16 protein-coding genes are annotated in these 21966 nt (G+C 70.2%); 8 read left to right on the plus strand and 8 right to left on the minus strand.

Features of this window, described 5'->3' with window-relative positions; translation table 11 throughout:
* The first annotated feature begins 98 nt into the window (after nt 1–98).
* A complete protein-coding gene (locus tag ACIP63_RS09505) occupies nt 99–3998 on the plus strand; it encodes a DNA-directed RNA polymerase subunit beta' (RefSeq protein WP_401513012.1) in 3900 nt (1299 codons plus the stop codon).
* A 145-nt stretch (nt 3999–4143) separates the two neighbouring features.
* Here ACIP63_RS09505 and ACIP63_RS09510 read toward each other — a convergent pair whose 3' ends face one another.
* Nucleotides 4144–5064, minus strand: a complete 921-nt coding sequence (locus ACIP63_RS09510) for a peptidoglycan-binding protein (RefSeq protein ID WP_401513014.1) — start codon at nt 5062–5064, stop codon at nt 4144–4146.
* A gap of 1044 nt (nt 5065–6108) precedes the next feature.
* Here ACIP63_RS09510 and rpsL point away from each other — a divergent pair.
* The 4 genes from rpsL (at nt 6109) to tuf (ending at nt 10473) form a co-directional block, all read left to right on the plus strand.
* The gene (gene rpsL / locus ACIP63_RS09515; RefSeq protein WP_003948652.1) at nt 6109–6480 is read left to right on the plus strand and encodes a 30S ribosomal protein S12; all 372 of its coding nucleotides are present in this window, start codon (nt 6109–6111) and stop codon (nt 6478–6480) included.
* A gap of 2 nt (nt 6481–6482) precedes the next feature.
* Nucleotides 6483–6953 (plus strand): 30S ribosomal protein S7, encoded by a 471-nt coding sequence (rpsG, locus tag ACIP63_RS09520; protein WP_018101248.1) that lies wholly within the window; start codon nt 6483–6485, stop codon nt 6951–6953.
* A 38-nt stretch (nt 6954–6991) separates the two neighbouring features.
* The gene (gene fusA / locus ACIP63_RS09525) at nt 6992–9121 is read left to right on the plus strand and encodes an elongation factor G (protein WP_401513017.1); all 2130 of its coding nucleotides are present in this window, start codon (nt 6992–6994) and stop codon (nt 9119–9121) included.
* A gap of 158 nt (nt 9122–9279) precedes the next feature.
* Nucleotides 9280–10473, plus strand: coding sequence for an elongation factor Tu (gene tuf, locus ACIP63_RS09530; RefSeq protein WP_329231830.1), 1194 nt, complete (start codon nt 9280–9282; stop codon nt 10471–10473).
* 114 nt (nt 10474–10587) lie between these two features.
* Here the strand turns inward: tuf and ACIP63_RS09535 are convergent, their stop codons facing one another.
* A complete protein-coding gene (locus ACIP63_RS09535; protein WP_401515040.1) occupies nt 10588–12573 on the minus strand; it encodes a PIG-L family deacetylase in 1986 nt (661 codons plus the stop codon).
* A gap of 313 nt (nt 12574–12886) precedes the next feature.
* Here ACIP63_RS09535 and ACIP63_RS09540 point away from each other — a divergent pair, with 313 nt between their 5' ends.
* Entirely contained in the window at nt 12887–14062 is a 1176-nt protein-coding gene (locus tag ACIP63_RS09540; RefSeq protein WP_401513021.1) for a hypothetical protein, read from the plus strand.
* A 12-nt stretch (nt 14063–14074) separates the two neighbouring features.
* Here the strand turns inward: ACIP63_RS09540 and ACIP63_RS09545 are convergent, their stop codons facing one another.
* The 4 genes from ACIP63_RS09545 to ACIP63_RS09560 form a co-directional block, all read right to left on the minus strand.
* Nucleotides 14075–14527 carry a GNAT family N-acetyltransferase gene (locus ACIP63_RS09545; RefSeq protein WP_401513023.1) on the minus strand — a complete coding sequence of 151 codons (453 nt, stop codon included), beginning with the start codon at nt 14525–14527 and terminating at the stop codon, nt 14075–14077.
* A gap of 70 nt (nt 14528–14597) precedes the next feature.
* Nucleotides 14598–14858 carry a hypothetical protein gene (locus ACIP63_RS09550; protein ID WP_401513026.1) on the minus strand — a complete coding sequence of 87 codons (261 nt, stop codon included), beginning with the start codon at nt 14856–14858 and terminating at the stop codon, nt 14598–14600.
* A 61-nt stretch (nt 14859–14919) separates the two neighbouring features.
* On the minus strand, nt 14920–15909 hold the full coding sequence (locus ACIP63_RS09555) for a helix-turn-helix domain-containing protein (RefSeq protein WP_401513028.1): 990 nt from the start codon (nt 15907–15909) through the stop codon (nt 14920–14922).
* A 301-nt stretch (nt 15910–16210) separates the two neighbouring features.
* Nucleotides 16211–16636 carry an ATP-binding protein gene (locus ACIP63_RS09560; protein ID WP_401513031.1) on the minus strand — a complete coding sequence of 142 codons (426 nt, stop codon included), beginning with the start codon at nt 16634–16636 and terminating at the stop codon, nt 16211–16213.
* 163 nt (nt 16637–16799) lie between these two features.
* Between ACIP63_RS09560 and ACIP63_RS09565 the strand changes: the two genes are divergently transcribed.
* Together ACIP63_RS09565 and ACIP63_RS09570 are read left to right on the plus strand one after the other, a co-directional pair.
* Nucleotides 16800–17678 carry a helix-turn-helix domain-containing protein gene (locus ACIP63_RS09565; protein WP_401513034.1) on the plus strand — a complete coding sequence of 293 codons (879 nt, stop codon included), beginning with the start codon at nt 16800–16802 and terminating at the stop codon, nt 17676–17678.
* Nucleotides 17675–17884 (plus strand): DUF397 domain-containing protein, encoded by a 210-nt coding sequence (locus ACIP63_RS09570; RefSeq protein ID WP_401513035.1) that lies wholly within the window; start codon nt 17675–17677, stop codon nt 17882–17884. Before ACIP63_RS09565 ends, ACIP63_RS09570 begins: the two co-directional genes overlap by 4 nt.
* A gap of 6 nt (nt 17885–17890) precedes the next feature.
* Here the strand turns inward: ACIP63_RS09570 and ACIP63_RS09575 are convergent, their stop codons facing one another.
* Both ACIP63_RS09575 and ACIP63_RS09580 read right to left on the minus strand, forming a co-directional pair.
* Nucleotides 17891–20074 carry a poly(A) polymerase gene (locus ACIP63_RS09575; protein ID WP_401513038.1) on the minus strand — a complete coding sequence of 728 codons (2184 nt, stop codon included), beginning with the start codon at nt 20072–20074 and terminating at the stop codon, nt 17891–17893.
* Entirely contained in the window at nt 20074–21744 is a 1671-nt protein-coding gene (locus tag ACIP63_RS09580; RefSeq protein WP_401513041.1) for an RNA ligase family protein, read from the minus strand. The genes ACIP63_RS09575 and ACIP63_RS09580 overlap by 1 nt, the downstream gene beginning before the upstream one ends.
* Between the last annotated feature and the right edge of the window lie 222 nt (nt 21745–21966).

Genomic DNA, 21966 nt, shown 5'->3' on the forward strand with positions numbered 1-21966 from the left:
CCGGCTCTCCCCGGACCCGTTCAGACCATTGCTGAAGTGCCCCGATTTCTCGCGTGAAGCGAGGGGGCTCGAACCCCCGAAAGAGGGATTGACGACAAGTGCTCGACGTCAACTTCTTCGACGAGCTGCGGATCGGCCTTGCCACCGCGGACGACATCCGGACCTGGTCCCACGGCGAAGTGAAGAAGCCGGAGACCATCAACTACCGCACGCTCAAGCCCGAGAAGGACGGACTCTTCTGCGAGAAGATCTTCGGTCCGACCCGGGACTGGGAGTGCTACTGCGGCAAGTACAAGCGTGTCCGCTTCAAGGGCATCATCTGTGAGCGCTGTGGCGTAGAGGTCACGCGCGCCAAGGTGCGCCGTGAGCGCATGGGTCACATCGAGCTTGCCGCTCCCGTCACCCACATCTGGTACTTCAAGGGTGTCCCGTCGCGTCTGGGCTACCTGCTGGACCTCGCGCCGAAGGACCTCGAGAAGGTCATCTACTTCGCCGCGTACATGATCACGTTCGTCGACGAGGAGCGCCGCACGCGTGACCTCCCGTCGCTGGAGGCGCACGTCTCCGTCGAGCGTCAGCAGGTCGAGAACCGTCGTGACTCGGACCTCGAGAACCGCGCCAAGAAGCTCGAGACCGACCTGGCCGAGCTCGAGGCCGAGGGCGCCAAGGCCGACGTACGCCGCAAGGTGCGCGAAGGTGCCGAGCGTGAGATGAAGCAGCTGCGTGACCGTGCGCAGCGCGAGATCGACCGTCTCGACGAGGTGTGGAGCCGCTTCAAGAACCTCAAGGTCCAGGACCTCGAGGGCGACGAGCTGCTCTACCGCGAGCTGCGTGACCGCTTCGGCACGTACTTCGACGGCTGCATGGGCGCCGCCGCCCTGCAGAAGCGCCTGGAGTCCTTCGACCTCGACGAGGAGGCCGAGCGCCTCCGCGAGATCATCCGTACCGGCAAGGGCCAGAAGAAGACCCGTGCGCTCAAGCGCCTCAAGGTCGTCTCCGCGTTCCTGCAGACCAGCAACAAGCCCAAGGGCATGGTGCTCGACTGCGTGCCGGTCATCCCGCCGGACCTGCGTCCGATGGTGCAGCTGGACGGTGGCCGCTTCGCGACCTCCGACCTGAACGACCTGTACCGCCGTGTGATCAACCGCAACAACCGCCTCAAGCGTCTCCTCGACCTCGGTGCCCCCGAGATCATCGTGAACAACGAGAAGCGGATGCTGCAGGAGGCCGTCGACGCGCTGTTCGACAACGGCCGCCGCGGTCGCCCGGTCACGGGTCCCGGTAACCGTCCCCTGAAGTCCCTCAGCGACATGCTGAAGGGCAAGCAGGGCCGTTTCCGTCAGAACCTCCTCGGCAAGCGCGTGGACTACTCCGCGCGTTCCGTGATCGTCGTCGGTCCGCAGCTCAAGCTGCACCAGTGCGGTCTGCCGAAGGCGATGGCGCTGGAGCTCTTCAAGCCGTTCGTGATGAAGCGCCTGGTGGACCTGAACCACGCGCAGAACATCAAGTCGGCCAAGCGCATGGTCGAGCGTGGCCGCACCGTCGTGTACGACGTCCTCGAAGAGGTCATCGCCGAGCACCCGGTGCTGCTGAACCGTGCGCCCACCCTGCACCGCCTCGGCATCCAGGCCTTCGAGCCGCAGCTGGTCGAGGGCAAGGCCATCCAGATCCACCCGCTCGTCTGCACCGCGTTCAACGCGGACTTCGACGGTGACCAGATGGCCGTGCACCTGCCGCTCTCCGCGGAGGCGCAGGCCGAGGCCCGCATCCTGATGCTGTCCTCGAACAACATCCTGAAGCCGGCCGACGGTCGTCCCGTCACCATGCCGACCCAGGACATGGTGCTGGGCCTCTTCTTCCTCACCACGGACGAAGAGGGCCGCAACGTCAAGGGCACGGACCGCGCGTTCGGCTCCACGGCCGAGGCCACCATGGCCTTCGACGCCCGCGAGCTGTCGCTCCAGGCGAAGGTCGACATCCGCTTCCCGGTGGGCACCATCCCGCCGCGTGGCTGGGTGCCGCCGGTCGCCGAGGAGGGCGAGCCCGAGTACCAGCCGGGTGACACCTTCCGGCTGCGTACGAGCCTGGGCCGCGCGCTCTTCAACGAGCTGCTGCCCGAGGACTACCCGTTCGTCGACTACTCGGTGGGCAAGAAGCAGCTCTCCGAGATCGTCAACGACCTGGCCGAGCGCTACCCCAAGGTCATCGTGGCGGCGACGCTCGACAACCTGAAGGCGGCCGGTTTCCACTGGGCGACCCGCTCCGGTGTGACCGTGGCCATCTCCGACGTCGTCGTGCCCGAGGCCAAGAAGGCCATCGTCAAGGGCTACGAGGAGCAGGACGAGAAGGTCCAGAAGCAGTACGAGCGCGGTCTCATCACCAAGGACGAGCGCACGCAGGAGCTCATCGCGATCTGGACCAAGGCGACCAACGAGGTTGCCGAGGCGATGAACGCGAACTTCCCGAAGACGAACCCCATCTTCATGATGGTCGACTCGGGTGCCCGAGGAAACATGATGCAGATGCGTCAGATCGCGGGTATGCGTGGTCTGGTGTCGAACGCCAAGAACGAGACGATTCCCCGTCCCATCAAGGCGTCCTTCCGTGAGGGCCTCACCGTTCTGGAGTACTTCATCTCCACGCACGGTGCCCGTAAGGGTCTGGCGGACACCGCCCTGCGTACCGCCGACTCGGGTTACCTGACCCGTCGTCTGGTGGACGTCTCGCAGGACGTGATCATTCGCGAGGAGGACTGCGGCACCGACCGTGGCCTCAAGCTGAAGATCGCCGTCAAGGGTGCCGACGGTGTCCTCCGCAAGACGGACGACGTCGAGACCTCGGTCTACGCCCGCATGCTCGCCGAGGACGTCGTCGTCGACGGCAAGGTCATCGCGCCTGCCAACGTCGACCTCGGTGACGTCCTGATCGACGCCCTCGTGGGCGCCGGCGTCGAGGAGGTCAAGACCCGCTCGGTCCTGACCTGTGAGTCCGCGGTCGGCACCTGTGCCTTCTGCTACGGACGCTCGCTCGCCACCGGCAAGCTGGTCGACATCGGTGAGGCGGTCGGCATCATCGCCGCCCAGTCCATCGGTGAGCCCGGTACCCAGCTGACGATGCGTACCTTCCACACCGGTGGTGTGGCCGGTGACGACATCACGCAGGGTCTGCCGCGTGTCGTCGAGCTCTTCGAGGCGCGTACGCCCAAGGGTGTCGCCCCGATCTCGGAGGCCAAGGGCCGTGTCCGGATCGAGGAGACCGAGAAGACCAAGAAGCTCGTCGTCACCCCGGACGACGGCAGCGAGGAGACGGCGTTCCCGATCTCCAAGCGTGCCCGTCTCCTGGTCGGCGAGGGCGACGCGGTCGAGGTGGGCCAGAAGCTCACCGTCGGTGCCACCAACCCGCACGACGTGCTGCGGATCCTCGGTCAGCGCGCGGTCCAGGTCCACCTGGTCGGCGAGGTCCAGAAGGTCTACAACTCGCAGGGTGTGTCGATCCACGACAAGCACATCGAGATCATCATCCGGCAGATGCTGCGCCGTGTGACGATCATCGAGTCCGGCGACGCGGAGCTGCTGCCGGGCGAGCTCGTCGAGCGGTCGAAGTTCGAGACCGAGAACCGTCGTGTGGTCCAGGAGAGCGGTCACCCCGCCTCCGGCCGACCGCAGCTGATGGGTATCACCAAGGCCTCGCTCGCCACCGAGTCGTGGCTGTCGGCGGCGTCCTTCCAGGAGACGACCAGGGTCCTGACCGACGCGGCGATCAACGCCAAGTCGGACTCCCTGATCGGCCTCAAGGAGAACGTCATCATCGGTAAGCTCATCCCGGCCGGTACGGGTCTCTCCCGCTACCGCAACATCCGGGTCGAGCCGACCGAGGAAGCCAAGGCCGCGATGTACTCGGCCGTCGGCTACGACGACATCGACTACTCGCCGTTCGGCACGGGCTCCGGCCAGGCCGTTCCGCTGGAGGACTACGACTACGGTCCGTACAACCAGTAGAAGTGAGTGAGAAGGGCGCCCACCCCGGCGAGTACCGCGCACGGGGTGGGCGCCCTTCTGCGTGCCCGTGGGCCGGCGGTTCAGCGCACGGATTCCCACAGGGCGACGGCGAGCCGGCTTGTCGGCCGGATGGGTCACGGGCGGCTCACACGGTCGTGTGCGGGACCTTGAGGGCGTTCCAGGAGGTGCGGCCGGGGACCCCGTCGGCGTCGCTGTCCCGGAAGCCGAGCTTGCGTTGCCAGGCGGCGTACGAGCGGCGGTCGGCGTCGCTCCAGCGGGGGCCCGGCCCGACGGCGTAGGACGAGCAGCCCTCGGCGACGAGCCGGCGGCCCATGGCGGTGATCACGGGGGAGCTGGTGCGGCCGTCGAAGAATGAGGTCCCGGGGAACGGCTCGTACCTGGGGGCGGACGTCCCGCCGGCCGGTCTGCCCGCGGAACCGCCGCTCGCCGGGCCGCTCAGCCGCGCGGCGATACGGTCGCGCAGCGACGGCATGGTGAAGCCGCGCGGGTCGACCTTCCAGTCGGACCACTCCAGGTGGCCGATGACGCTGCGGGCGGACCAGCCGTGGGCCCGGCAGAGGGCAGCGGTGGCCCGTTCGATCGCTTCGAGCTGGGCGGCGGGCCAGGGGTCTTCGCCGTCGCCGAGGTTGACGCACTCGAATCCGTAGAAGCGGGCGTTGCCGTCGACGGCACCGGCGCTGCCTTCGTGTTCCTGCGGGGTGGGCGGCCGGTCGCCGTAGTCCTCGGCGATCACGCGCCGGAGCACGACGGGGTCGCCGCCGCCCGCGTGGTTGGCGCGGCCGTTGCCGACCAGGTGGACGGTGCCCGCCTTGTCGATGACGCCGTGGCAGAGCGGCCCGGGCAGGGCGGAGTGGCCGTTGCGGCAGAGCTCCACGGACGCGTCGGTACCGCTGCTCACGGTGTGGTGGATCATGACGCCGTTCAGCGGGCCCCAGGCGCCCTTGTGGTTGCGGTTGTGGGTGCGCCAGCTCGCGTACTCGACGACGTCGACGCCTTCGGCGCGCAGCGCGGTGAGCAGCTGCTCGGCGGTCAGGGGAGTGGCCATGGGTGTTCCTTTCGGTCGGGCCCGTGCGGGTACGGCAAGGGCTTCGCACCGAGCGGTGCGGGGCCACTCGCACGGGAGCGTCAGGAAAGTGCTTCCCAGATCGCGTCGGAGTCCGCGACCAGATGAACTCACCCGGCATCCGGGCGTTGCCGCCAGGTCGGCGGGAAGACCACGGTCCTGCCGATTTGAGAACGGGTTATGGGGTGCAGCCCTCACACACGAGGTGAAACTCTGCATTACGCCCCATGCGGTCCCCTGGGAATGTCAGAGAGACATTCCGCACCCGAGCAGCCAAGAAGTATCCTGGATTTGCGCAAAAGCTTCCGTACGCCTTCAGCCTGTCGCGGTGGAGCCGATGCATGAGGTCAGGATCACGGCCCCGGGAGGCTGACGGGCGGAAAACAGGGCCCGATGGCGCCCTGGCGCCGGTGCTGCCGGGCCCGGTGTCGAGCTGAATGCTTTCACGCCCGCCGGTGACGCGAACGCATTTTTTACTCTTCCACTGTTCTCGCCCTGTTCGCCCTCAATTTCCTGGCGTGGGGCGGCGCTGCGGCGTTCTCTGCTTACTTGTGGAATTTCGCCGGCAGGGCGGCGAATTGTGGAGCGCGCATCGGAGTGCCGTGCCGGTCGGGTGCCGCGGCCGGACTCGCCGGAGTCTGGATCGGATCTCCGTGGCCGCGATGACCGTGCTGCTCGTCCACCTCTGGCGTGTGGGTGTGCGCGGTCCATGCCGGCCGCGGCGGTTCCGGGGCTGCTGGGCGCGGTCCTGGGAGTGCGCTTCCTGTGGTCGGCCCTGGTGGCCGCCCCCGGGGCATTTGTTTTGACCCAGCTCCGTGAGGTAGGTACGCTCAAGCCTTGTGCCTGGGGTGTGCCTGGGCTCGGGTGCGTGTCCTCAACCGCATGGCGAGTCCGTAAGTGGCCACCGCAATCTGTGTTCCGTCTGCCTTCCAGCAGGGGCGTGCAGTGTTCGACACACCCGACCGCGTGGGTCGGTGACTGTTCCAGGTTAGTTTCACCGAACGGCACACAGAAACCGGAGAAGTAGTGCCTACGATCCAGCAGCTGGTCCGGAAGGGCCGGCAGGACAAGGTCGAGAAGAACAAGACGCCCGCGCTCGAGGGTTCGCCCCAGCGTCGTGGCGTCTGCACGCGTGTGTTCACGACCACCCCGAAGAAGCCGAACTCGGCCCTCCGTAAGGTCGCGCGTGTGCGTCTGACCTCCGGTATCGAGGTCACGGCCTACATCCCGGGTGAGGGACACAACCTGCAGGAGCACTCCATCGTGCTCGTGCGTGGTGGCCGTGTGAAGGACCTGCCGGGTGTTCGTTACAAGATCATCCGCGGTTCGCTCGACACCCAGGGTGTCAAGAACCGCAAGCAGGCCCGCAGCCGCTACGGCGCCAAGAAGGAGAAGTAAGAATGCCTCGTAAGGGCCCCGCCCCGAAGCGCCCGGTCATCATCGACCCGGTCTACAGCTCTCCTCTTGTCACCTCGCTGATCAACAAGATCCTCCTCGACGGCAAGCGTTCCACCGCCGAGCGGATCGTGTACGGCGCCATGGAAGGCCTCCGCGAGAAGACCGGCGCTGACCCGGTCATCACGCTGAAGCGCGCGCTTGAGAACGTCAAGCCCTCGCTCGAGGTCAAGTCCCGCCGTGTCGGTGGCGCCACGTACCAGGTGCCGATCGAGGTCAAGCCCGGTCGCGCCGCCACCCTCGCGCTCCGCTGGGTCGTCGGTTACTCCCGCGCCCGTCGCGAGAAGACCATGACCGAGCGCCTCATGAACGAGCTGCTCGACGCCTCCAACGGTCTTGGCGCTGCCGTCAAGAAGCGCGAGGACACCCACAAGATGGCCGAGTCCAACAAGGCCTTCGCGCACTACCGCTGGTAGTCGCTCACCCCATCGAGACCGAGAGAAGATTGAGCCTTATGGCCACCACTTCGCTTGACCTGGCCAAGGTCCGCAACATCGGGATCATGGCCCACATCGACGCGGGCAAGACGACCACCACTGAGCGGATCCTCTTCTACACCGGCGTTTCGTACAAGATCGGTGAAGTCCACGACGGCGCAGCCACGATGGACTGGATGGAGCAGGAGCAGGAGCGCGGCATCACGATCACGTCGGCCGCGACGACCTGTCACTGGCCGCTCAATGATGTTGACCACACCATCAACATCATCGACACCCCCGGTCACGTCGACTTCACCGTCGAGGTGGAGCGTTCGCTCCGCGTCCTCGACGGTGCCGTCACCGTGTTCGACGGTGTGGCCGGCGTCGAGCCCCAGTCCGAGACTGTCTGGCGTCAGGCGGACCGCTACGGCGTGCCGCGTATCTGCTTCGTCAACAAGCTCGACCGTACGGGCGCCGAGTTCCACCGCTGCGTCGACATGATCGTGGACCGCCTGGGCGCGGTTCCGCTGGTCATGCAGCTCCCCATCGGTGCCGAAGCCGACTTCAAGGGCGTCGTCGACCTCGTGTCGATGAAGGCCTTCGTGTGGTCGGACGAAGCCGCCAAGGGCGAGATGTACGACACCGTCGAGATCCCGGACACCCACAAGGAGGCCGCCGAGGAATGGCGCGGCAAGCTCCTTGAGGCCGTCTCGGAGAACGACGACGAGATGATGGAGCTGTACCTCGAGGGCGTCGAGCCCACCGAGGAGCAGCTGCACGAGGCGATCCGTCGGATCACCCTCGCGTCGAAGGGCTCGGCCGACTCCGTCACCGTGACCCCCGTCTTCTGTGGCACGGCGTTCAAGAACAAGGGCGTCCAGCCCCTGCTCGACGCCGTCGTCCGCTACCTGCCTTCCCCCCTGGACGTCGAGGCCATCGAGGGCCACGACGTCAAGGACCCGGAGCTGGTCGTCAAGCGCAAGCCTTCGGACGACGAGCCGTTCTCCGGCCTGGCGTTCAAGATCGCGAGCGACCCGCACCTCGGCAAGCTCACCTTCGTCCGGATCTACTCCGGTCGCCTCGAGGCCGGCACCGCGGTGCTGAACTCGGTCAAGGGCAAGAAGGAGCGCATCGGCAAGATCTACCGCATGCACGCGAACAAGCGTGAGGAGATCGCGTCGGTGGGCGCCGGTGACATCGTCGCCGTCATGGGCCTGAAGCAGACCACCACGGGTGAGACGCTGTCCGACGACAAGCACCCGGTGATCCTGGAGTCCATGGACTTCCCGGCGCCGGTCATCCAGGTCGCCATCGAGCCCAAGTCCAAGGGTGACCAGGAGAAGCTGGGTGTCGCCATCCAGCGGCTCTCGGAGGAGGACCCCTCCTTCCAGGTGCACTCCGACGAGGAGACCGGCCAGACCATCATCGGTGGTATGGGCGAGCTTCACCTCGAGGTGCTCGTCGACCGCATGAAGCGCGAGTTCCGCGTCGAGGCGAACGTCGGCAAGCCCCAGGTCGCGTACCGCGAGACGATCCGCAAGACCGTCGAGCGCATCGACTACACGCACAAGAAGCAGACTGGTGGTACCGGCCAGTTCGCGAAGGTGCAGATCGCCCTCGAGCCCATCGAGGGTGGCGACGCCTCCTACGAGTTCGTCAACAAGGTCACCGGTGGCCGCATCCCCCGTGAGTACATTCCCTCGGTGGACGCGGGTGCCCAGGAAGCCATGCAGTTCGGCATCCTGGCCGGCTACGAGATGGTGGGCGTCCGCGTCACCCTTCTCGACGGTGGTTACCACGAGGTCGACTCCTCGGAGCTCGCCTTCAAGATCGCCGGTTCGCAGGCGTTCAAGGAGGGTGCCCGCAAGGCGTCCCCCGTGCTCCTCGAGCCGATGATGGCCGTCGAGGTCACCACGCCCGAGGACTACATGGGCGATGTCATCGGCGACCTCAACTCCCGCCGTGGCCAGATCCAGGCCATGGAGGAGCGCAGCGGCGCTCGCGTCGTGAAGGGCCTCGTGCCCCTCTCGGAGATGTTCGGCTACGTCGGAGACCTCCGCAGCAAGACCTCGGGTCGCGCAAGCTACTCGATGCAGTTCGACTCCTACGCCGAGGTTCCGCGGAACGTCGCCGAGGAGATCATCGCGAAGGCCAAGGGCGAGTAACTCTTCCGAGCTCACGCTTTAGGCTTGTCACCGGAGCCCGGTCGGACATTCGTCGCAGCGCGTAAGCAGCGTGGCGAATGTCCCCGGCACCGGCATTCCAGCAAAGATCACCTGGCGCCGATGAAGCAAGGCGTACAGAACCACTCAGGAGGACCCCAGTGGCGAAGGCAAAGTTCGAGCGGACTAAGCCGCACGTCAACATCGGCACCATCGGTCACATCGACCACGGTAAGACGACCCTCACGGCCGCCATTACCAAGGTGCTGCACGACGCGTACCCGGACCTGAACGAGGCCTCGGCCTTCGACCAGATCGACAAGGCTCCTGAAGAGCGCCAGCGCGGTATCACGATCTCGATCGCGCACGTCGAGTACCAGACGGAGTCGCGTCACTACGCGCACGTCGACTGCCCGGGTCACGCCGACTACATCAAGAACATGATCACGGGTGCGGCGCAGATGGACGGCGCCATCCTCGTGGTCGCGGCCACCGACGGCCCGATGCCGCAGACCAAGGAGCACGTGCTCCTGGCCCGCCAGGTAGGCGTGCCGTACATCGTCGTCGCGCTGAACAAGGCCGACATGGTGGACGACGAGGAGATCCTGGAGCTCGTCGAGCTCGAGGTTCGTGAGCTCCTCTCCGAGTACGAGTTCCCGGGCGACGACCTTCCGGTCGTCAAGGTCTCGGCGCTCAAGGCCCTCGAGGGCGACGCCGAGTGGGGCAAGACCGTTCTCGACCTGATGAAGGCCGTCGACGAGTCCATCCCGCAGCCCGAGCGTGACGTCGAGAAGCCGTTCCTCATGCCGATCGAGGACGTCTTCACGATCACCGGTCGCGGTACGGTCGTCACCGGCCGCATCGAGCGTGGTGTCCTCAAGGTCAACGAGACCGTTGACATCGTGGGCATCAAGCAGGAGAAGACCACCACCACGGTCACCGGCATCGAGATGTTCCGCAAGCTGCTCGACGAGGGCCAGGCCGGTGAGAACGTCGGTCTGCTGCTTCGTGGCATCAAGCGCGAGGACGTCGAGCGCGGCCAGGTCATCATCAAGCCGGGTTCGGTCACGCCGCACACCGAGTTCCAGGCCCAGGCCTACATCCTGTCGAAGGACGAGGGTGGCCGTCACACCCCCTTCTTCAACAACTACCGCCCGCAGTTCTACTTCCGTACCACGGACGTGACGGGCGTTGTGACCCTTCCCGAGGGCACCGAGATGGTCATGCCGGGTGACAACACCCTCATGGACGTCGCGCTGATCCAGCCGGTCGCCATGGAAGAGGGCCTGAAGTTCGCCATCCGTGAGGGTGGCCGGACCGTGGGCGCCGGCCAGGTCACCAAGATCGTCAAGTAATCACCTGACTGTCTGACCTGGTTGCTCCGCACAGAGCACCGAGAGGGGCCCCGGCCCGCCGCGCGAGCGGTGGGACGGGGCCCCTCTTCTGTGTGCGTGACGAGGGCGTACGGGTTACGGGCGCCACGTCCAGGGAAGCGCGTCCGTCCCCAGCCCCACCACCACCGGGCGGCCGTCGTCGCCGGCCCGGAGCGCGGCTCCGTCCAGGGCGACGGGCCCGTGCGACCGCACCGAGAGCCGCGTGCCCGTACGGAGCTGGAGCAGGCCGCCGACCGTGCGGCCGAGCAGCGCGGGACCCGCGGCGGTCAGCTCTCCGTACCCGTCGAAGCCGGTGAGGTCCGTGGCCGCCCCGCCCCGTACGGCCGTCGTCGCAGCCCGCGCCTGGCCCCGGTAGAACAGGTCGACGGACCCGTCCGCGGCCGGCAGCGCCGTGGGGGCGTCGCCCGGTACGGGGCCGGCGTCGATCTGCGTACGGGCGGTGAGCCCGGCGCCCGGAGTGTCCTGGGTCCAGTGGTGCACCGCGTGATGGCCCGCGGCGTACACATGGACCCGCCCGCTGCCGTCCACCACCGCGCTCAGACCGTCCTGGACCTCTCCGCCGCCCAGGTCCCGCCACTCGCCCCAGCTTCGGTCCGCCTCCCGCACCCGGGTGCTGAGCCCCTTCTCCGCGTTGCGCACGAAGAGGTGGACGCGGCCGTCCGGCGCCGCCACGGCGACGGGAACGCCGATGCGCCGCCCCTCGTCCCGGCCGGGCGAGGGGGTGCCGAGACCGCGCCAGGCGAGGAATCCGCCGCCCGGCGCCCTCCGCTCCAGCAGGACGATCTCGCGCTCGTTGTCGGCCCCGTGTCCGCCGAGCGCCGCGAACCGCAGCCCGAACAGGAGGAGACCGCCGTCGCCCGTGGCGGCCGATCCCAGCGCCGGGGCGAGCGGGCCGCCGCCGAGGTCACGGGGCGGGCCCCACACCCCGGCGGCGTCGGCCTCGCGCCACCGGACCAGGCGCAGCCCCACCACCGCGTACGCCGCGAGCCCCCCGCCGGGTTCGGCCGCGACGACGGTGCGGGGGCCCGGATAGCGGTGGTGGGTGGAGCGGACCCAGCCCTTCCTGTTGGTCAGCGGCCGGTCGCCGCCCACGTTGTAGTCGCCGCACCCGGACGGGTTGCCGCAGTCCCAGTCGGGCGAGCCGCCGTAGGGGACCAGGGCGGCGGCCTTCCCGTCGAGCACACCGGGCGGCAGGTTCTTCGGCCAGTGCCGGTTGTAGTACCCGCGGAACGAGGTGACGACGAACCCCGGTATCCCCGCGCCGTCCCGCGTGCTCCTGGCGACCCGGCGGATCATCGCCGCCCAGGCGAAGCAGGCCGCCGCGGTGTGGTCGGCGTGGTCGGAGTACCCGTGCTGCTCACTGTCCGCCCGCCGGACCGCCTCGGTGCTGTGCTGGATGTCCGGATCCGGGTCCAGGGTGTGCACGACGGTGGGCTCGTAGCGCTCCAGCAGCCCGGCGAGGACGTCGATCAGCCCGTCGTACGTGTACGAACCGGCGCGCCGCAGCGGTGAACCCTCGGCGACGACGGTGCGCAGAACCAGCCGGCGGTCCTGCCAGAGGCTGGGCAGTCCGAGCCGGTGGCGGCCGGTGTGCATGGCGGTATCGAGGAAGATCAGCTCGACCCGGCGCACCCCGGCGGTCAGGGTGTTGACCTCGGCCCGGTGTCCGCCGCCGAGCTCGGCGACGGAGACCTCCCAGGGGGCGAACTTCTCCAGCCCGAGCAGCGTCGCGTACGCCTGTCGCAGGCCCTGGTGGCGCGCCGAGGAGTACGCGGCCTTGTCCGGCGCCGGGCGGGCCCGGCCGGGGATCTTGTTGACGCCGTCGGCCTCGCCGGCCGTGAGGTACACGCAGACCAGGGGTGTCCCGGCGTCGAGGGCGCGCCGGGTGTCCGGGTTCATGAAGTACAGGTCGTCGTCCGGGTGGGCGAGCATCTGCATGAGCAGCGCACGCCGCGCGGTGCTGATGGGCCGGCCGGGCGCGGGATCCGGGGCGGGGTCCGCACGCCGGGGCGGGGGGACCGAGCAGGCGCTGAGCGCCGCCCCCGCGGCGGCGATCGTCATGACGGTGCGTCGTGGCACACCGTTTCCGGGCAGGGCAGGTCCATCCGTCACGCCACGCACTCCGTCCGCGTCCCCCCGCAGCGGACGGGCGGGAGCCCAGGGCTGCGTGCTGTCGGTCAGCGCAGGTCAGGGCTGTGCGCCTGTTCCTGCGGGGGGATAGACGGGGATCCGGACGGCCGGGTTGCCCGGGAGATGCGCGAGGCCTCCGCGTCACGGTCACAAGAACGTCACGGAATACGGTGTTCCCTTGTTCGGGTTCGCACGCCCCGGATGAAGTTGACCTGACAACTTCATGGGGGAGTGGGGCAGAACGATGAGCACGAGCACGTCAGGGGGATCTCCTGACCACGGCGACGGCACGGATCGCGTCTCCGACGAGCAGTGGGCGGAGCTGGTCCGGCGGGCGGAGGAGGGCGGGGCCGAGGCGCCGAAGGAGCCCTCGGCCCGCGCCCGGATGGTCACCGCGCGGCTGCGCGCGCTGGACGAGGAGGCGGCGCGCGGGCGGGGCCGGGGCCGTAAGGGCGAGCCGGCCGAACCGTGGCAGCCGGAGGGCTGGCGCACGGGCCCGCCGATCGGGGACGCCCGTCCCCGTCCCAGGAAGCGTCGCCGCCTCGCCGCGGTCCTGGGGTTCGCCGTGGTCGTGGGGATCCTGGTGGTCACCATGCGGCCGAGCCTGCTGACCGACCACCTGCCCGGAGGCGGCGACTCCGCGAGTGCCGACCCGCTGCCCGCCGAGACCGCGCCGCCGACCGCGGCGCCCGCCGACGGGCCCGTGGGTGACCGGCCGACCCTGGCAGAGCCGTTCCGCGGCTCGCCCGCCGTCCGCTGGGCGGACGGGGCGGAGGGGATCGAGATCCCGGAGGCCGAGGCGGCCGGAGGGATGAGCAAGGGGGAGGTCGAGCAGGCCCTGCGGGCGACCCGGCAGCTGCTCGTCGCCGCCAACCTCGATGCCGCCACCCTGCGGGGGGAGAAGCCCGAGGAGGCGCTGAACCTGCTCGACCCGCTGCAGAAGGGCGAGCGGGAACGCCTGGAACGGTCACTGGCGGAGCCCGGCGGGGAACAGGACCCGCTGATGCTGTTCAGCCGGTTCGACCCGGACGAGGCACGGCTGGTCGGGGACGTCGTGAAGACCCGCGGACGGATGACCTTCGAGGCGGGCGCCGCCGGCTCGGTCGAGGTCCACGCCGACTACACGTTCGTCTACCCGCTGGTGAAGCCGGGCGGCGACGAAGTGGCGCGCACGATCGTGCGGCGGAAGCTGACGACGGCGCTGCACGACCCGGAGCGGTTCGTGGCGACGCGCGGCAAGCTCTCCGTCGTCAGTTCCGAGCAGAACTTCGGCAACACCTCCTGCGAGGTGAACGACGGCTTCCTCCACCCGTCCTTCCCGAGCGACAGCGCGAACCCTCCGCGCGGGGACGACGTGGACCCGTACGACCGCAGCGAGTGGCAGCCGGACGGGTCCTGCGGGACGGTCACGCGTACGTAGCTCCGCAGGGACCTACGGGGCCCGCACCATGAACACGTCGACCGGGTCCTCGTGCTCCAGGACGAACCCGTGGCGCTCGTACAGCCTGCGGGCCGCGCTGCCCTGGAGGACGTTGAGGCGGACCGGCGCACCCTCGGCGTCCGTACGGGCCAGGAGGCCGGCCAGGACGGCGGTGCCGATGCCTCTGCCCTGGAGCTCCGGGGCGAGGTAGAAGTGCTCCAGGCACCAGCCGTCCTCGGAGGGCCGCAGGGCGACGCATCCCGCCACGGCCCCGTCGACCTCCACGACGGAGGTGTGCTCGGGGGCGTAGGCGTCACGCAGCCGCTGCCGGACCCGGTGCCCGTCGTAGCGGCCGAGGCGCTCCAGGTCGGGGCGCATCACCAGGGCCCGGAGCTCGGCCATGGCCTCGATGTCATCGGGTGTGGCAGGGCGCAGGGACCACGCCTGAGTGGTACGTACAGACATGGCGGGAGTCTCCCAGAGACTTCGGACGGCAGCGGAGCAGGGCTCCCCGCTGCCGTCCGGGCCCGGCCGGTCAGTGACGCTCGGCAAAAACCTCTTCGGTGGTGGTGGCAGTGGCGGCGCGGTGCAGCCACCGGTGGAGGAGCTCGGGGTCGGTGCAGGTGGTGATCTTCTGCCGGAGCTCGTCGGTGAGGGTGATGCCACGGGCTTCGAGGATCAGCAGGAGGCCTTCGGCACGGCCTTGGGCTCGGCCTTGGGCTCGGCCTTGGGCTCGGCCTTCGTCCCGGATTTCTTCGGACATGAAGGACTTGTAGAAAGAGGTGTCCACGGCCACCAGGTTCCTCCACTGTTGTGCGGCCGGGCGGTCGCCCAGGCCGGTTGAGGGCGAGTGTGTGTCACGCGGCTCTGTGCATGACGTCTGGCTGTTCGGTTCGGCAGTCCCGGCAGTGACCGGGGTGGGTGGCGCGGAAGGCGCGGTCGCAGGTGTCGCAGTTCTGGAGCGGGATCACGATCACCTTGCGGCGGGGCGGGGTGAGGTCTGCTGTGCCGGGGAGCGGGGGTGGCAGGAGCGTGGTGATGCGGCTGCGGACGAACTTCGCCGGGTGTTTCACCGGGGTCGGGAGGTCGCTGGTGAGGGCGTGGCGGATGGTGTCGGGGTGGGCGTCGCGTTCGAGCCAGGTAGCGACACCGGGGGCGAGTGCCTCGATGTCCGCCTCAGGGAGGGTGAGTTGGGGCGAGCTGCGCCGGAGGTCTGCTAGGAGCGCTGTGGCGGCTCGGTGGAGTTCCACAGTGGGCGCGTGGGGGTGGGGGAGCGGCGGGGGCTGTTTCCTCGGGGCCGTGGGAGCCGGTACGTAGACGGGGGCGGCTGACGGCAGGGGTGCCGGGGCTGCGGGTGCGGCCGTAGGCGGCGGAGGTGGTGCCTCGACGGGCGCCGGGGGTGGCGGCGGGGCGGCGAGCGTGGCTGGTGGCTCGCTGTGGCGGGGCTGGGGGCGCGGCGCTGTGGCCGTGGCGCCGGGCTGGTTGTACGAGACCGTGCGTGTGACCATGCGGCCGTCGGGGAGGCGTACGCGGCTGCGGTGGAGGTAGCCGGTGGCTTCCAGCTCGTGCAGGGCGGCGGCGATGCGGGCTTCGCTCTCCGGGAAGCGGGCGCTGAGGACCTTGATGCCGACCTTGGCCCCGGCGGGCAGCGACTGGATGTGTGCGGCGAGCCCGATCGCGGTGAGGGAGAGGCCACGGTGCTGGGCGAGGTGGTTGCCGATGACCGTGAAGCCGGAGATGTGGCGGACGTTGACGTGGAGGACGCCGGAAGTCGGCGTGACGTCGAGCCGGGTGCCAGGGGAGCCGGGCTGGGCGCACGGGGGCGCGATAACCTGCGGGGTATCCATCGGGAAGGTGATCTCTTCCTCGTGGTCAGGCCCCCGGTTGAGATTTGCCGTCTCGGTCGGGGGCCGTCTCGTGTCTGTGGTTGTCGCGGCGAGCATATGCCAGCCAACCCGCCCCAAATCCAGCCCTGTTGCGATATGTCACCCGTGCGAGTGACGCAGGTCAGGACGGGGGTGGGGTGGGGTCTGGTCGGGTTTCTTTCCCGAGTTCTTTAAAAGCCTTTAGACGTCGTGGGTGGCCGCGTCGCGGGTCACCAGGGCGTGGCCGACCGGGTCGTGGGTGCCCGCGACCCGGTGGAGTCGGTCACGGTGCGAGGTCGAGCTCCGCCCAGACCGTTTTGCGCGGGGCCGGGCCCGGGGAGACGCCCCAGCGGTCGGCGAGGGCCGCGACGATGAGCAGGCCGCGCCCGCCCTCCCTGTGGTGGTCGGGGGGCGTTGTGACGGGCAGGCGGTCACCCCGGGTGTCGATGACCTCGATCCGCAGTCGGCTGTCCGCGTGCACGGCGAGGCGCAGTTGGAAGTCCCGTCCCGTTACCCGCCCGTGGACCGAGGCGTTGGCGGCGAGCTCCGCGACGATGTGCGCGGCCGAGTCGGAGGGAAACCCCCAGAGGTCGAGATGGGCCACGGCGAGGAGGCGGGCGAGCCGGGCGCCTCGGCGAGTGGGGGAGAGGAGCACGGTGAACGTGCGTCCGTCGGTGGGCCCTTGAGGGGTGGCGGTCTGTTGGTTCACGTCACTCAGCGTGGCCGGGTCTGCGTACCGTGCCCAGTGACTGAGCCCTTGCGTACGGTGATTGTCCCGGGCTTGTCCAGTGCTGTCCCGGCTGTCCGGAGTGACGTGCGGGGAACAGGGGCGGTTGAGGAAGAACGGCACGCACGTCGGAAGTGGGGCACGGATGAGTGTGGACGGGGTCGGTACGCAGCAGGGTGGCGGCGGGGCGGACGAGCCCGGCTGGGATGTCGATCCCGATGACGAGTCGGGCGTTGCGGTGGTCGCCGCCGTGGGGCGCCAGGTCAAGGCCTGGCGGGAGGCGGCCGGGATGCGGGCCGGCGAGCTCGGGGCCGCGATCGGGTATGGGGAGGACCTGGTCCGCAAGGTGGAGGGCGGGCGGCGGATCCCTCGGCCGGAGTTCCTGGACAGGGTGGACGAGGTCCTGGGGGCGGGCGGCAAGATCGCCGCGATGAAGCAGGATCTGGCGGCGGTCCGGTACCCGAAGAAGATCCGGGAGCTGGCGAAGATGGAGGCGCAGGCGGTGGAGCTCTCTGCTTACGGGAGTCACAACCTCCACGGCCTGTTGCAGACGGAGGAGTATGCACGGGCGCTGTTCGGGATGCGCCGGCCCGCCTTCTCGTCGGACGAGGTGGAGAGGCTGGTGGCTGCCCGTGTCGCCCGGCAGTCCATCTTTGACCGCTCGCCCGGACCGGAGCTCAGCTTTGTCCAGGAAGAGGTGACACTGCGGCGGCACCTCGGGGGCAGAATGGTGCTGCGGCGACAGCTTGAACGGCTCTTGGAGGTGGGGCAGTTGCGGAACGTCGAGATCCAGGTGATGCCGACCGGCCGCGACGATCACGCCGGAATGGGCGGGGAGATGCAGGTGCTGAAGTTCAGGGACGGCTCGGCGGTGGGGCGCTCCGAGGGCGACTTCGGCAGTCGCCCGGTCTCGGACCCGAAGTATCTCCGGATCGTTGAGCTGCGCTGTGGCATCATCCGGGCTCAAGCTCTCACGCCTCGGGAGTCGCTGGCCTTCATCGAGCAAGTGCTGGGAGAGACATGATCAGCGAGACCTCTGCTGGAGACGCTTCCCGGCTGGAGTGGTTCAAGAGCAGCTACAGCGACAGCAGCAACAGCAACGAATGCGTAGAGGTCGCGGCTGCGCCTGACTCGGTGCACGTGCGCGACTCCAAGGACGTGCAGGGGGCGAGGCTCGCCTTCGCACCCGACGCGTGGGCGGGCTTCGTCCCGTACGCCGCCGGGCGCTGACCCTCCCTATATACGTACCGGGACCAACGACGCCTCCCGGATCCCCCGCAGCACCTCCGCCCCGATCTCCGCCAGCCGGTGGGCCGGTGGCGGGGTCGCGCCGAGCCCGATCGCGTACCCCGTGCGGCCGTCGGTCGTGAGAGGGCGCGGCCAGATGCGGCAGTCGGCGGCGCCCGCCTCGGAGAGGGCGGCGGCCAGGGCGAGGAGGCGGCCGCGCAGGCGCCCCTCGGCCGGTCCGCCCGTGGGTACGGAGGCGAGGGCCCAGGACGGGTGCAGTTCGGGGAGGCTCGGCGGCGCGCACAGGAGGGGACGCGGGTCGTCCCCCTCCCCGGCCGACTCCAGGATCTCCCAGGCGCGGTACAGCTCGGCGGAGAGGAGATCGCGGTCTGCGGCGGAGACCTGCGTGGTGCAGGAACGTACGGGGGCGGTCGGGGTCAGCACGGTGACCGGGGACGCGGTTGCCGCCACCCCGCCCACCGCCTCGTCCCAGTCCCACGCCGCCCAGACCCCGAAGAAGTGCCGGAGCAGCGCGAGCGGCGGCAGGTCGCCCGCCTCGTGGGCGGTACGGGCCGCGAGTACGGCCCAGGCGAGGCCCGGCAGTCCGCCGCAGGGAGCGGAGTCCAGGCCCCTCGCCGCCGCCCACGCCTTGACGTCCCGGGCGAGGGCGGCGAAGGCGTCCCGGTGCGGGTCCGCCACCGCGAGCACCGCATCGGCGTCGCTCACCGCGCTGAGCGCGATCGCCGCCGCCTCGCCCAGTTCCGCGCGGCGGGCGACCGCCTCGGCGGGGGAGAGGTCGCCGGTCACCACGGTGACCAGGTCGACCCGGAGGCCGTCCAGGTGCCAGCGCAGGCCGGGCACCCGGGCGCCCGTCACCCCCCGCAGGTCCCGCGCCTCCGGGAACGCGGCGGCCAGTCGTTGGCCTACCCCTGCCGGATCGGGGGCGCCGGGCAGCGCGGCGACCAGGTCCAGGTCCGCGCCGGGCAGCGCGCAGCCCATGCGCCGGGAGCCGACGACGTGGACCCGGGCGCCGGGCAGGGCCGCGGTGACGCGTTCCGTGCTCCCTTCACTCCCTTCGGCCACCAGAAGGGGAGGGCCCAGCTCCACCCGTACTCCGTAGTGGTCGGAGACGTACAGCCCCTCCGGGCCGGGTGTCTCGCCGGTCAGGGCCGCCGACCGGGCGCGCAGCCGTTCCGTACGCAGCAGGACCCTGTCCAGCCGGGAGATACGGCCGGACAGGGAGGAGACCGCGGCGAGGGGGTTCGCTGACGGGTCGAAGGTGGCGGTCCGGTCGGCGGGGCCGTGCACCTGGCTCCAGGCGTCCGTCATCGCCAGGCGGGTCTGGGGGCGGTCGCTGCCGTCGTTGAAGTCTCCGACGAGCAGCAGTTCGCCCTCGATACCCGCCAACCCCGTTGCCAGGTCGGCCAGTTCGGTGTCGCGGCGGGTGGCGCCCTCGGGGGAGTGGTCGCTGCTGAGGTGGGTCACGGCCACGGTGACGGGCCCGCCGGCCGTCTCGACGACGGCCGCGGTCACCGCCTTGTGCGGGCCGAGGGCGTGCACCCCCGCCTCGCTCACGGGCAGCCGGCTGAGCAGCAGCAGCCCGTTGTCCGCCACGTCACGGCCGGCCGGTCCGGTGGCGATGACGTATCCGTCCCGTACCCACGCGCGGTCCAGCAGCAGGCGCAGCAGCGCGGGCTCCGCCTCCTGGAGTGCGATGACGTCCGCGTCCGCCGCACACAGGGCGTCGAGCAGGAGGGGGCGGCGCCGGGCCGTGTCGATGCGGTCGCTGTCGTACCGGTCCCAGAGCGTGTTCCAGGTGAGCACGGTCAGGGAGGCGGAGGCGGACGAGCCCGGCGGGCCGGGGGAGGCCGGCTCCCAGGTGCCCGTCGCCGGGGAGAACGCGTGCGGGACGCGTGAGGTGAAGTACGGGGACGGCAGGCGGCGCGGGGTCCGGACGCGCCCCGCCTCCGACGCGTCGATCCGGTCGAGTCCCGTGGAGCGGTCCCACACCACCTCGCCGTCCGCCTCGAAGAACAGCACCCGGTGCCAGGGGATGTCGCCGCCGGGCGTGAACCGCTCCAGCGGCACCCGTTTGGGGTCACGGCCGCGCTGGGCGACGCCCAGGAAGAAGCGCGCCGGGTCGAACCGGGCGTCCCAGCGGACCCGGTGGTAGATCTCCTCGCTCGTACGCATCAGGTCCGGTCCTCCACGGTTCCGCTCGTCCCGATGTACCAGGTGCGGTGGGCCTGGCCGGGGTACGGGGGCACGAAGCGGCGCACCTGGGAGGCCAGGACGTCCGGGGGCACCGGATGGCCGCGCCGGCCGTTGCGCACGGTCAGCTCGTCCGCGCCGACCCACGCCACGGCGTGGGTGAGCAAAGCGTCCCTGCGGTGGGCGGCCGCGTGCACGAGGGAGCGCTGGCGCGGGTTGAGCGAGGTGGCGTCCCAGACCACGGTCGCGCCCGGGACGAGCGCGGCGTCCAGGCGGCGCAGCGCCTCGCGCAGGACGTCGGCGTTGGCGCTCTGGTCGGCGCGCGATCCGCGGGACTCGCGCAGGTCGTCGAGCGAGATGTACGTGGCGGTGCCCGGCAGCCCGCGGCCGAAGGTGCTCTTCCCGCTGCCCGAGGGACCGACCAGGTGGATCAGGCGCGGGAAGTCCCCGGACCGCCACCGCCAGGTCGCGGCGACCGCCTCCTCCGCGGTGGTGAGGCGGCCCAGCGCGTAGGCCTCGCGGGCCTGCGCCAGACAGCGGTCGGCGGAGTCCGGCTCCAGGCCGGCGAAGGCGGCGGGCAGCCCGTCCGGTTCGGCCACGTCCTGGCCGTGCAGCTCCGACCACTCCACCTGCTCGCGGGCCTCGGACCCGTCGGCCAGCACGCCGGCCAGCGCGTGCAGCACCGTCAGGTCCGCGGCGAGCGCCATCCTCGCCAGGCCGCTGTGCCGGTCGTCGTCCGGGTGGGGACGGTGCAGGAGGGGATAAAGGCCGACCAGGTCCGCGGTCCGCCGGGCGAGCCGCATCCCGAGCGGTCCGGCGAGCGCGGGTGCGAGTACGGCCCGGCGGGTGCGGTGCAGCAGGGCGGCGAGCACCCCGGCCAGCCGGTCGTCGCCGGTACGGCCCCGTGCGTCCAGGGCGTCGGCGGTCATGAGGGCGGCCGGCGCGTCACCGGGGCCGGCTCCCGCGGCGGCGGCGAGTGCCGCAGGGTCCACGGGGGCGCCCGAGCGCACCGCCCACAGGGCGGCGGCGGGGCCCAGCCCGTTCTCCACCACCTCCGCGTGCATCCAGTGCGTGTCCGTCGTCACATGCCCCGGCCGCACCCACTTCGCCACCCGCCGCGCGAACGCCGCGGCGGGAAAGCCCTCGGCAGGCCGGACGACGTACCCCTCCTGGCGTTCCGTGTCCGGCCTCAGCGCGAGCAGCGCGTTCTCGGCCCGGGCGTCGAACACACCGCGCCACAGCACCGTCGGCGTCGGGATCCCCAGGTCCCGCAGGAAGTCCACGGTCCGGTCCCAGTCCAGGCAGAAGTCTCCGTCCCAGACGGAGAAGCCGTAGAAGTGGCTCGCGAGGTCCTCGTACGGGATCGAGTGGCGGGCGAACATGTTCTCGCCGCAGATCCGCCACCCCGCCGGGACGCGCGGGCCGATGCGGCTCTGGAGCGCCTTGACCCAGGCCCGGGAGGGGTGGTGTGCCGAGTCGAGGGAGCGGGCGTGGAGCCCGTCGGCGTACAGCGTGGTGTTCTCGCCGTCCAGCTTCTCGGTGACCACGACCTGGGAGCCGGTCAGTCCGGCGAGGTCGGCGAGGCGCACGTCGTCCGAGGTGGCCCCGGGTGACCAGGGAAGATGCGAGGTCCGTGGATAGTGCGTACGCATGTTCCGTGCCCCCGGTGAGTCGCCGTTCCGGCCGGTCACACTAGGGGCGGTGGCGTGCGGCGCTCGACCGAATTTCGCGGTACTGCGCACCGGCCGGCCGGCGCGGGGTCGTGCCCGCGTTTGACCGGTCCCCCGCAGGGGGTAAGATCCCCGGCCCGATTGGCCAGGCCCCCGAGCCGTGTGGCACACTAGCCAGGTTGCTCGGTTGAGTGTCAATGCTGC

It is taken from the genome of Streptomyces sp. NPDC088746 (assembly GCF_044751065.1).
In the GTDB taxonomy this organism is placed as follows: Bacteria; Actinomycetota; Actinomycetes; order Streptomycetales; family Streptomycetaceae; genus Streptomyces.

What these genes read in the sequence shown, in the direction of transcription:
- ACIP63_RS09535 (WP_401515040.1), bottom strand. Translation starts at nt 12,573, where the DNA reads ATGACGATCGCCGCCGCGGGGGCGGCGCTCAGCGCCTGCTCGGTCCCC.
- ACIP63_RS09575 (WP_401513038.1), bottom strand. Translation starts at nt 20,074, where the DNA reads ATGCGTACGAGCGAGGAGATCTACCACCGGGTCCGCTGGGACGCCCGG.
- ACIP63_RS09570 (WP_401513035.1), top strand. Translation starts at nt 17,675, where the DNA reads ATGATCAGCGAGACCTCTGCTGGAGACGCTTCCCGGCTGGAGTGGTTC.
- ACIP63_RS09580 (WP_401513041.1), bottom strand. Translation starts at nt 21,744, where the DNA reads ATGCGTACGCACTATCCACGGACCTCGCATCTTCCCTGGTCACCCGGG.
- ACIP63_RS09555 (WP_401513028.1), bottom strand. Translation starts at nt 15,909, where the DNA reads ATGGATACCCCGCAGGTTATCGCGCCCCCGTGCGCCCAGCCCGGCTCC.
- ACIP63_RS09540 (WP_401513021.1), top strand. Translation starts at nt 12,887, where the DNA reads ATGAGCACGAGCACGTCAGGGGGATCTCCTGACCACGGCGACGGCACG.
- rpsG (WP_018101248.1), top strand. Translation starts at nt 6,483, where the DNA reads ATGCCTCGTAAGGGCCCCGCCCCGAAGCGCCCGGTCATCATCGACCCG.
- ACIP63_RS09510 (WP_401513014.1), bottom strand. Translation starts at nt 5,064, where the DNA reads ATGGCCACTCCCCTGACCGCCGAGCAGCTGCTCACCGCGCTGCGCGCC.
- fusA (WP_401513017.1), top strand. Translation starts at nt 6,992, where the DNA reads ATGGCCACCACTTCGCTTGACCTGGCCAAGGTCCGCAACATCGGGATC.
- ACIP63_RS09545 (WP_401513023.1), bottom strand. Translation starts at nt 14,527, where the DNA reads ATGTCTGTACGTACCACTCAGGCGTGGTCCCTGCGCCCTGCCACACCC.
- ACIP63_RS09565 (WP_401513034.1), top strand. Translation starts at nt 16,800, where the DNA reads ATGAGTGTGGACGGGGTCGGTACGCAGCAGGGTGGCGGCGGGGCGGAC.